General features: G+C 43.4%; 9 protein-coding genes and 1 riboswitch. Of the genes, 1 reads left to right on the top strand and 8 read right to left on the bottom strand.

The annotated features are described in order from the left end of the window. Positions 1-239: 239 nt before the first annotated feature. A riboswitch (purine riboswitch) is annotated at positions 240-341 on the bottom strand. Positions 342-372: 31 nt separating this feature from the next. Genes LD39_RS02785 through LD39_RS02775 form a run of 3 tightly spaced genes read right to left on the bottom strand, consistent with a single transcriptional unit; the run spans position 373 to position 4801 of the window. Continuing rightward, positions 373-2574, bottom strand: coding sequence for a transglutaminase domain-containing protein (locus LD39_RS02785; protein ID WP_035542659.1), 2202 nt, complete (start codon positions 2572-2574; stop codon positions 373-375). Next, positions 2574-3839: a DUF58 domain-containing protein gene (locus LD39_RS02780; RefSeq protein ID WP_035542657.1), complete on the bottom strand. Its 1266-nt coding sequence runs from the start codon at positions 3837-3839 to the stop codon at positions 2574-2576. Before LD39_RS02780 ends, LD39_RS02785 begins: the two co-directional genes overlap by 1 nt. Further along, the gene (locus LD39_RS02775) at positions 3836-4801 is read right to left on the bottom strand and encodes a MoxR family ATPase (RefSeq protein WP_035542656.1); all 966 of its coding nucleotides are present in this window, start codon (positions 4799-4801) and stop codon (positions 3836-3838) included. The genes LD39_RS02780 and LD39_RS02775 overlap by 4 nt, the downstream gene beginning before the upstream one ends. Positions 4802-5387: 586 nt before the next feature. Here LD39_RS02775 and LD39_RS21945 point away from each other — a divergent pair. Beyond that, positions 5388-5534: an aspartyl-phosphate phosphatase Spo0E family protein gene (locus LD39_RS21945; protein WP_081988261.1), complete on the top strand. Its 147-nt coding sequence runs from the start codon at positions 5388-5390 to the stop codon at positions 5532-5534. 255 nt (positions 5535-5789) lie between these two features. Here LD39_RS21945 and LD39_RS02770 read toward each other — a convergent pair whose 3' ends face one another. The 5 genes from LD39_RS02770 to pgsB all read right to left on the bottom strand — a co-directional run. Then, a complete protein-coding gene (locus LD39_RS02770) occupies positions 5790-6773 on the bottom strand; it encodes a ring-cleaving dioxygenase (protein ID WP_035542653.1) in 984 nt (327 codons plus the stop codon). Positions 6774-6942: 169 nt separating this feature from the next. Next, positions 6943-8790 carry a gamma-glutamyltransferase family protein gene (locus LD39_RS02765; protein ID WP_052158703.1) on the bottom strand — a complete coding sequence of 616 codons (1848 nt, stop codon included), beginning with the start codon at positions 8788-8790 and terminating at the stop codon, positions 6943-6945. A gap of 13 nt (positions 8791-8803) precedes the next feature. Then, positions 8804-10060: a CapA family protein gene (locus tag LD39_RS02760; protein WP_052158702.1), complete on the bottom strand. Its 1257-nt coding sequence runs from the start codon at positions 10058-10060 to the stop codon at positions 8804-8806. Between the two features lie 12 nt (positions 10061-10072). Beyond that, positions 10073-10522 (bottom strand): poly-gamma-glutamate biosynthesis protein PgsC, encoded by a 450-nt coding sequence (pgsC, locus tag LD39_RS02755; protein ID WP_035542652.1) that lies wholly within the window; start codon positions 10520-10522, stop codon positions 10073-10075. Positions 10523-10556: 34 nt separating this feature from the next. Beyond that, positions 10557-11556, bottom strand: a 1000-nt coding sequence (pgsB, locus tag LD39_RS02750) for a poly-gamma-glutamate synthase PgsB (RefSeq protein ID WP_035542650.1), incomplete at its 5' end; no start/stop codon positions are given.

Raw genomic sequence — 11556 nt, 5'->3', positions numbered from 1 at the left:
ATACGGCGGGTGATTAATTGGTTGTATTGACTGCCAAAATCAAGTACTAAGATCATTCCTTGGACTTGTTCCACTTTATTCCACTCCTTTTCCTTATCTATCATCATTTTGGTTCTGTTATCCAGCGCCAGGCCTTTTAACAAGGCGATTCAGCATTTCTAATAAAAAATGGATTTCTGCTAGAGTGGTCTTTTAATAAACCAACAACGAAGGCAGAAATCCATCCATGAAGATACACGTCAAGAGATTCCCACCTTCATAGTCAGGGCATTATCGGTGCCCCGGTAGAGACTCTCGAGCCTTATTCTCGAGGATATACGAAGGAAGAATGCGTCTAATTTTCATTCATTCTATCAACCGCACACACAGGAATCAAGACAATGCTTTTTTAATTAAATTTTCCCATAATTCAGTGACTTTCGGCCAACGTTCCCTATGACTTTCATTTCGGTATAAAAGACGTTCGTAATCATTGGTCAAACGGCGCATATCATTGGACTGATAATGTCGATCAACCACTCTCGCATATTCACGTAAAGTTTGCTGGGGATGACGCTTAATTCCTTTATGTTCCAGAACTTTCAATAAATACTGGTACGCTTTTTCGTACGTCTCTTCGTCCTGATTATTTCGATAACGTCTGATCAGTAAAGCAGTCATCCAACGATAACGCGTGAAGAACAAAATCGCTCCCGCAAGAATCAGGATCACGAGAAGTACCCATTTCCACGTATAGCTATTCTCACTGGAGCCGCCTATATTTTCTTGGTCCTGGCTCGCCTGCTCATCTTCGATTTGTTGAGGGTTACCCATATTATTTTCCGGGGTTTGTTGGTCAGGATTGGATGCTGCAGCATCTTCCCCTTCTGTATCAACCTCTGTGTAAAAATCAGCATTGTTGGTAAACCCTTTTGTAGGTTCAAAAGGAACCCAGCCGATATCAGGGAAATAAACTTCCACCCAGGAGTGGGCATTTCCACTTGTGACCTGGTAGACGTTCTGCACTTCTTCAGAATTATCCGTGCTCGTCGAATCCACTCTTTCCCCACCAGTAAAACCTTTCACCCATCGGGCCGGAATACCTTCAGATCTTAACAGGACAACCATCGATGTTGAGAAGTTATCACAATAGCCAAGCTGGGATTCAAATAAAAATTGGTCGACGTAATCCTGATTTTCCCGTGGAACAGGGACATCGGTCGTTGAATATTCGAAACCATTGGCAGAAAAATATGACTCGACCGCTTTTGCCCTGTCGTAGCGGTTATCTTCTCCTTCTACAATTGTACTAGCCAGGTTTTGGACGCGATTCGGCAGATTATCCGGAAGCTGCAAGTATCGATTACTGATATTTTCAGGGTCTTCTGTACCTGCTTCACGAAGCTGACTGTACTCAAAAGAAGGAAATTCATAGTCGATGGCAAACTCATTCCATTTTGCGGAAGAGTCACCTTTCAACGTATCCATTTCCCCTGTATTTTCGTGAAGACGCAGGTTGTAATTCGGCTGCACTCTATTCACGGAATTAATGCCATAAGGGTAAACAAGCTTTTTAAATGTTGCATCTGGAGTCATGCGAAGAAAGGCGGATTGTTCCTCGACCTCGACTTCATCAGAAAACGTTTCAAAAGGTATGTCATCGGTAGAAACGATACTCGCAGGCTCTTCAAGCGTATCTTCCCATCCTTTTCCGGTGTACGTATCCTTCGATTCAATTCTCCAATAGCGTTCCCCATCGGCTACAGCGGTAAAGACCGGTGTATCATCTTGGATAAAGGATCCACCTAAACGACTGTCATTTTCGCCATAACCGACTTTTTGAACGACACCACTCCCCCCCGGTCCTGGACCACCTGTTGCACTTTTCAAATAAGGGACAGGATCCGGCCATTGAGGATCCGGCTTCGGTGAAGCGTAGCCTGCTACGGTTGAAAACAGGATAACGACGACAAGCGGCAACGCCCACAGGTGAGCTTTTTTCATTCCATAAAAGGGAATGGCTTCCTTATCCATTTCTTTAGAAAAGCTGGACAAGCCTAGAGCTGCCATCGCAAGAATGAAGGTACGGATAATTGCCCACTGACCGTCATACACGGTAAACGTGTCAATAACAGTGACATAAATAAGTGTCATCAGAACGAAAACAAACATCCGTTTTGCCACAATAAACCAGTAATACAATAGATAGCTCATCAACCATAACAGAATGAGGAACAGAAGACTTCGAAACAACGGTGTCATCTGCCACCACTCTTGCGTTTGGATTACCTGAACATTGAAAATAAGTTGATCGTAAATGAGCGAAAACCAATTGCGTGTAAAGATTGTTTCAGCTATATAAAGTCCGTCAATAATGAAAGCCATCCCGATCAATTTAAGCGGCATGGAAAGCCACCATTGAACTTGTAAAAATGAAATGAAGAAACAGAACGCACCATAAATGAAAAAAATCGTGACATCATTGGTGTTCGTTACTGTTTCAAGCGGTCTCAGCCACTCACAAAACAGCAGGAAGCCCGTAATGTAAATGATGAGCCTATAGATGAACGTTTGTTGATCTTGAGGTTGCTGCATTATGTGTTCACCTCGAATTCAGGTTGGATCAGCTGCTCTTCAGACAGCACATTGACAAGGATCCCCTGATTCTTCATCTGTTTGATGACCTGGTGATCCTGAAACGTCATCTGCTTATGAGGACGTATATAGAAAAAGACGAGACGCTTGCTCTTTTTTGACAACTTGACGACAGCTTGCTGAATATCTGCATCCAGTTGATGGCTTACGATCATTGCGATAATCCCCGCCGGTATTTGTGAACGTTCACGCTCCAGCTGCTGAGCAAAAGGCGTCCTTCCAATCGGCCGGATTTTTGCCAAATGCCCCTGAATCATCTGCTTATGAGTGTAGTCTTGTTGGAAAGGAAAATAACCTCTTCCGTCCCCTAGCGTCATAAAAGCCATTTGGGAGGATTTCGTGTGAAGTTCACTCAATAAGGACGCGCTGAACTCAACAGCTCCTTCAAAGCTTACAGGGTTCATTGCTGGATGATAGACGGCATTCAAAATAACGAGCATATCCACACTTTTTTCCTGCTCGAACTCTTTCGTCATCATTTCATTTTTCCGGGCAGTTGTTTTCCAGTCCACCCATGCAAACCGATCTCCCGGCATATATTCACGAACACCGGTCACGATGTTCGTATTTTTTTCATTCAGCTTAAATGAAGGACTCGCTCCCTGCTCAAAGCTGTACACACGTTCTTTCAATTTCACAGGGCGTTGAAAAGGAAAAACGAGTAAACGGTTGTCGAGCATGTATACATGTTCTTTCTTAACGAAACCGAAAAAATCACCCGTTTTCACACGGACCGCTTTCAAAAAGTGTTCCCCACGCGGCACCTGCTCCAATGAATACCTATAATGAATACTTTTTCGGAACCACGGAAACATGACCCGTTTAATGATTCTGTGCTCGTCCATGATATCCGGTTCATCCATCTTTCGGTATTTTTCCAGATGGTCATCTTTTTTCTTCAAAGATTCGGGCAAGTATTCCTCGATAACACAATAGTAAATTGGAAACGGGAATCGACGGGTCAAGGTAACTTCGACATCGACTCTCTCCCCGCCTGTAGCGATTCGCTTCGAAAGGTCCCGATTGATTTTCCAGTCATGTATCGGATAGAGAAGAACCCCCAGCATATAGACAAGAAAAGGGAGAAAAGCATAGAACAGAAACCAGCTGACGAACCCTCCCTGGAACATCGCATAAGAAAATAGTACACCGAACAATAGAGCCACGACGATCAGCTTAGCGATGAATTGAAACGTTTGCCTCATTCACTGATATTCCTTTTAACTGGAATAGAGGTAGACGAAACTAACTCTTGTACAATATCCTCGGCAGTGGTTCCTTCGAATCTAGCTTCTGACGTCAAGATCATACGGTGACAGAGGACGAAAGGAGCCAGATATTGCACATCATCTGGTACAACATAATCACGATCATAGATAAAAGCATACGCTTTTGCCGCTTTCATTAAAGCGATCGACCCACGAGGGCTCACACCTAAGTACACGCCGTTGTGGTTACGCGTTCCTGTTGTCAATTCGATGATATAATGGTTGACCGTTTTATCGACATAGACCTCTTCTACTTCTTTTTGCAGACCAATCAGTTCTTCGCGGGTCATTACTGAAGAGATTAAATGAATGGGGTGCGCTCCAGAAGTCCGAGAAAGCATTTCCATCTCCTGCTTCGGCGTTGGATACCCCATCTTCATTTTTATGAGGAAACGATCCAACTGTGCTTCTGGGAGTGGGTATGTTCCTTCATATTCAATCGGGTTCTGAGTCGCCATAACGAAGAACGGATCACTAAGCGGGACAGGACTTCCATCTACCGTTATACTCGTTTCTTCCATACCTTCCAGTAAGGCGGATTGGGTCTTTGGCGATGTACGGTTAATCTCATCCGCTAAAACAACGTTCCCAAGAATTGGACCTGGTCTGAATTCAAACTCCATATTCTTCGGATTATATATAGAAACACCAGTGACGTCAGAAGGAAGCAAATCTGGAGTGAACTGGATCCGTTTGAAGTCACAGTCCAGTGACTTGGCCAGCGTTTTGACGAGCATCGTTTTTCCGACACCTGGAACGTCCTCCAGTAGTACATGACCTTTCGCCAATAACGCGACAAGGCTTAATAATGCCGCTTCCTCTTTCCCGATCATCACTTTATTAATATTGTTCAAAACTTCCGATATTTTCGGCTGCAGTAAAAAAGTTTGCTGAGTCATTCGGTGTACCCCTCTCTTCCTTATACACTATTTTCAGAAAAATCACTCTCATTCTAACTATACTATATACCTGCTTATGGGACAAAACATGTGAATGAATGGATATTAAAGGAAAATTTTTATGGGTTTGTCAACCCAAAAAACATCAATGTAATCCTCGTAAAGAGAGTACTCCGACTTATTTCATAATTTAATATAAATAATTAAGAAAAAAGCGGAAATTCTGCTTACCGTCTTCCTAAAAATTAAAAAATGCTATTTCCTATATTTTCACATTGATGAACACGAGAAATCGCAAAAATTACTTTTTCAACTAAAAACCCCTGGATTTTTTTATTTTTTCAAGGTGATCTCTAACCAAAATACAAGCATACAATGAACTGCTTAGAAAGAATAAAGTTTAAAATATTGCTATAAGAACGCTCTCAAAATCGAATTTTATTGGTATGTACAACTATAAAGAGTAGTGGTAAGATAAACGTAATTAGTTCCTATATACTAATTATAAAAATCGACATTGATACTTTTATACTATGTAAAATCACATCAATTCTTGACATTTCATGAAGAAAAGGAGTGAAATAACATGGGAAAGACAGTCATTCTTGAAGAAAAAATTGAATATACAAGATGGAAAATGTATGAAGCATACCTAAATAATACGGATTATCAAGAAGTTCTACGGCTTTCACAAAAACTAGATCATCTGCTAAATCAGTTAAAAAGCGCTTAAATTTCCAAAATAAAAGGCCCCAGTTTACCCCAGGGCCCCGCCACCTATACCTATACAAACCTTCGTCTCTTTTAAATGATCTCTATTTTGAGATGGCTTACCATTAAAATACCATATAATTCTAAATGGTGTTAGTGTTTTCACAGAAATTCCTCAATTTAAAGAATCTCAAATGGAAAATAATTTAACCATTATCATCTTTCCTCTTTTATATCGAAAAAGCTCCTTCTATAGAGGCCGGCTCTCAATTTCCATTCATTCATATTCCTTCGTGAAGTCCTTTGTACTCCTCACCGTATCAATTGGGCGCACATACTGCTCAATTTGCTCACGTTTCGGCTCCAGCTTTGGAGGCAGGGAAAGCATTTCACCAAGAGTCTCATAAGGCTCATCACCCATGAAACCAGGTCCATCCGTTGCAAACTCAAACAAAATCTGTGGAGCTACATTCACATACAGGGAACCGAAATAGTGACGATTCACAAAGCCGGATGTCCGGAAACCGAAGCGAGGCATCCATTGCTCCCATGCCTCTAATGCATCACGATCATTTACACGAAAGGCCGCATGGTGAACGGTTCCATATCCTTGTCGTGCAGGCGGAAGGATGTTGTTGTACTCAACGATCACTTGCGCACCATTCCCCCCTTGACCAACTTCAAATAATCGCAAGGCTCCTTCTTGAGCGATCTCTCTGAATAAAAGTACTTTTTCCATCATGTCTTTGAAGTAATTTATGTTATCGACACGCACGTGCAAAGGTCCCAGTCCGACGATGGCATATTTTAATGGAATGGGTCCGTTTTGCCATGGCTTACCTGCAGGAACTCCCTCATTATTCTCGTCTGATATTAACTCATAAGATTGGTCGTCAAAGTCAACAAAAGGAAGGATCTTCTTACCGAATCTTTCTTGGATGCCTTTATGTTTCACCTCAAGACGATCAAATCTTTTCTCCCAGTAGCTTAGAGCATCGTTACTTGGCACACGGAAGGACGTCCTTGAAATCTCATTCGTTCCATGGGATCCTTTAGGAATGCCTGGAAAATCGAAAAATGTCATGTCCGTGCCAGGGTTACCTTCGTCATCCGCAAAGAACAGGTGGTAGGTCTGGATATCATCCTGGTTTACTGTTTTCTTAACAAGCCGCATCCCAAGAACATACGTGAAAAATTCATAATTCTTTTCCGCACTGCTCGTAATCGCCGTTACGTGGTGAATCCCTTTCAGTTCGTTCATATTCATTCCTCCATATTAGTACTGAATTTTTATGTCTACCGTTCGTTTGTGATTATCTCAGTTTCAAGATAAATATATTATGGATTTTATTATTTGTCAATTTCTGTGTCTCAAACAAACCCTTATATAGAAAAAGCTCCGCAGGTCCCCCTGCAGAGCTCTCTCTTAATTATTTTGCTTCATTTACTTCATTCATTCCATTCTGATTACCGATCTGCCACGTTCCTAGACGGCGCGGGTCGCCTCCCCCGTACATTTGGATGACATCTCCGTTCGTCCTTATTCCTAAACCTTGAATGCCCCCGTAATAAACAGGAGAATCATGAGTGATAACGGAATAATCCATTTCACTTCTCAAGCGGTTGACGGCAGCTTGATCAATCATTTTTTCCAGGTGAACCACATTATCGGCCGTATAAAAACGAGAGCGGCTGATCGCTTGTTGGAGCGTGAGAGGTTCCCCTGTATCCTGGTTAATGCCATATTCATACTGCATAAGCGTCTGGATTAGCATTGCCGGGATTCTTTTCCCGCCAGGTGAACCGATACCGAGTACCGCTCGTCCATCCTCTGCAAAAATAAGCGGAGAAACGAAGGAACGTGGTCGTTTGCCTGGTTCGTATTCATTCATAGATCCTTCAGCAGTATCGAAATTGATTAATTGGTGGTTCAAAAAGAACCCATTTGCATACAGTCCAGAACCGAAGAACTTCCCAAGTGAATTCGTTGCCGATACCATCATGCCATCCTTATCGACGACAACAAAATGGGTCGTATTTCTTGTATCTTGTTTTTCCCCAGGAGAAACAAATAGCTCATTGAAACTGGTCAATGACTGACCCCCGACGGAAAACTCTTCTTCAAACAATTTTTCCGCATAACTTTTAGAAGTCAATTTCTCCTGTTCTACTTCTTCAAACTGGGGATCACCAAGCGTATAAACCCTGTCTGTGTAAACGCGGTTGACCACTTTATTCACCAGATGGATATAGAGATCCTGGTACTGTACCTCATTCACTACCTGCTCCATACTTGTCGGCAGTCCCTCCGCAAGAAAGGCTGGCAGTTCACCATTGGCGTTTTCGAACTCTTCTCTCAGCACTTTTTCCAGATTACCTTCGAGCTGCTCAATCATCTGTAACGCTTGAATGACGATGATTCCGGACGTTGGCGAGGAGCCGGAGTAGACCTTCTGTCCCTTAAAGTTCCCAACTGGAGCTGGGCGCTTCCCTACTTCATACGCAGCCAGGTCATTCGCTCCGAATCCGACCTTGGCGGATAGCTCTTCCGCAATGGCTCCTTCATAAAAGGCTTCCGGCCCTTGGTCCTGGAGCTGCTTCAACGTATCCGCCAACTCTTTTTGTACCAGCGTATCATTGATCTCAAGCGCTCGCCCTTCCGGATAAAACATGTTGTAAATCTCTGGATTTTCATTACCTGTCTGAATAAAACGTCTTGAGTTCTGCAATTGTTCGTGGAAAATACGACCGACTTTGATACCTTCCTCACTATGGGTGACAGCATCATCCAGCAGCGTACTCCATTCTACATTATTTCCGTAATCATCATAAATGGCTTCCATTCCTTTTACAAAACCAGGAATTGCAATGTCTCTTTGCGGCTTCGCACCACTGACTGGTGCTGCTTCTCGGTAGTCGTAGGTCATCGCCTTTTCACCCGGCTCATGAATGACCATTTGGCCCCCGCCTCCGATTCCAGAGCCGTAGGGTTCCACAACATTGAGAACGAAAGAAACCGCAATTGCCGCCTCCGCTGCATTTCCGCCCTCATTCAATACCTTCATTCCCGCCTCCACGGCAAGTGGATGAACCGCGCTGACTCCGTAAACAAAAGCTTCTTCTTCACCTGATGTATCCACTTCTAAGGTTTCTACTCTATCTTCTAAAGTATAAGGTTCGCGGAACTGATCGAACTCGTCTTCAAAATAGAAATTCCATCCTACTAATCCGACGAAAACGATAGCAGCCACTATATAGGTTAGTCTTAAATAGTTCAAAAATACAGCCCTCCTATCCTTCGATGACTCCTGCCTCTTTCAAGTCGATAATCAAACGATCATTTTCCATACGCCAATATTGTGGATCCAAGTCCTTTCTGAGCGTTCTGAAAATACGAAAATTCCGTAGTGGCTCCATAATTCCATTCGTCTCTCGCGGGCGTGTATCAGAGATTTGCATAGGGACAAACGAAAGCTCGATCCCTCCATCATTGAGAAAATCCAGCTGAGCCATTGTTGAGTCCTTCGTTCTCGACCACCCTTGATCAAAGACAAAATTCCCCAAACTGTTCATGACGATAGCGGTTTTATCCGGGTCCTCTGGATCATTTGGATCGCCTTCAATATGTACGCGTGTGACAGGTTCTAATACGTGAGGGTGGTGACCGATGATGACGTCTGCTCCCATATCTGTCATCAAATAGGCGAGTGTTTCCTGATCAGTATTGGCTCGCGCCTGATACTCTGCTCCCCAATGCGAATGGACCATTACGACATCGGCTTGCTCGTTGGCCTCTCGAATTCTGCTCTGCAATACATCCAGCCCGGAATTCGTGAGTACACCGCCGACGTATTCGCTTGCACTATAACCTTGTACGAATACATCAGTAAAACCAAGAATCGCGATTCTTCTTCCGTCGGCGTCAAAGTAGTGGATTTTCCCTGCATCCGTCAACGTTTCTTCTTCACCGAAAAGTTCATCAGAAGGATTGAGGGCCTTCCCTATTCCTAAGAGGTCAACATCTACTTTCTCCATATGCTTCAATGTTTCTTCTAATGAAAGACTTCCATAATCCATCGTATGATTATTGGCGAGGTTCACAGAGTCAAACCCAGCCTCTTCAATCGCTTGTTCTGCGCCTTTTTGGGCATACAAATGGATCGCCTTATTTTGCAATTCGAAGTCTTCCATAACGGTCTTCACTTTTGGATCTTCAGTATCAATGATAGGGTTCTCAAAATTTCCCGTTACATAATCAGACTGATCCAAAAAAGGAGACACGTATTCAAAGACTCGCCCTGGCGATTCCCCGCTTCTTAAGGCAGCTTCACGGACGTGACGTCCGAGCATAATGTCACCCACCATCGATATGCGGAAGTCAACGTCGTCCGGTCTTGTGTTTTCAGGTATCGAAGGCTGATCGAGCCATTGATGCCCGAAAAAAGGTATGGATAGGATCACAAGCAAAATCAGCGAGTGCTTGACCGCCTTCTTCTGATGTTTTTTCGTCCAAACTTTCATTTTGTATTTCAAGTCTTTTTCTACCATGAATACGCTCCTCTAAAACAAGCTATAAGCCGTAACTAACACGAAGGTGACAAAGGCGATCACGAATGTTGCACTAAACGTCGGCAGGACGCCTTGCTTTTGAATGGAATTGGCAAGCAGCCCTGGAACGATGACTCCTATCCCCCGAAGTTCCATAACAGGAAAAGGAGTGAGTGGATACAAGTAATCCATTGACATCTTCATGAGGACACCAACCGTCAGCATCGCCGCAAACTTCCTTCGTCCATATAACACCGTGAACCTTGAAAGCACCTGTGAAACGAGCAAGTATGTAATCAAACTGATCAAGCCTACGACCAATACATACATGACTTGATCAAAAATCAACGCTAAGTAGCCGGGAACAACCAGGCCTGCAGGCATAATCCCCGTTTTCTCAGCGTACAGCAAACTTAAAAGCACACCAATGACAATCGCAATATATAAATCAGTACCGAACAATAGATCTCCAACTCCTTTTTAAGGTGCCATCACACTATTTATTTGTTGTTTGTAACTTCTTTTCTCGAAGGGATTTTTCGTCGATCGAAGGTTCAATCACATCTTCTTCCCATCCTGTAGCATAATCCGAAAGCGACGGAACCACTTCCAAGTCTTGAACCGCAGCCGCCAGTTCTTCCCCACCGCCATTGATGTTCCCGATACCATAAATCACACTGTTGCCGGGAAGCTCTTGCAAATGTTTTACAATGACGTCCGTTGAAGACTTTTCTAGATTGACAAGACTATCAACGGAGATTTTCCCTTCTTCATAGGCTTGAAGAATTGGCTGCACACTTTCTCCCATTATGATAAGACGATCCATTTCTATATATGGAAGTACTTTTTCTGCAAAATCAATCGTTCTTTCGACGCGATCACTTCGGCAGTTCATTACGATCGTGCTTTCATCGGAAGGATAATCAAGCTCTAGAATCCGCTCCCAAATATTCAAGGTGGATGTTACATCGTTTGCAGCAAAACCATTGAAGAAATACTTCGGAGCTCTTTTCTTACCGAATCGGTGGACGCGCATCGCTCCTGGATCAACCGGTGCTTTTAGCATACCTTTAAGAGCCACTTCCCGATCAATCTCCAGTATATCCGCTACCGCTAACGCCAGAGCAGCATTTTGTGGAAAAATCATAAAGGGGAATTTCTTCAAATAAGACTCCTCAACCGTGCTTTCGTCTGCTACAACAACCTGTGAGCCTTTCTTTGCAGCTATTTTTTCAAAATATTCCTGATAAGGTGTTTCAGGAATGACAACATACCCATTCTCCGGGATCGTCGAACTGAATGCCTCTGCAATGTCATCGAGGGTCGGCCCCATGACATCCAGGTGGTCCTCAATCACATTGGCAATCACCGTTATGTTCGCCTTCACAAGTCGTTCCTGGAACACCCTTTGGTATTCAGGGTTGACCGCCATGCATTCACTTACAAAGGCATCTGCTTTTCGATCAACGACCTTTTTGACCATTTTCATCTGTTCG

The sequence above is a fragment of the Halobacillus sp. BBL2006 genome, assembly GCF_000786645.1.
Classification (GTDB): domain Bacteria; phylum Bacillota; class Bacilli; order Bacillales; family Halobacillaceae; genus Halobacillus.
This window is presented reverse-complemented; position numbering and strand designations above follow the sequence as displayed.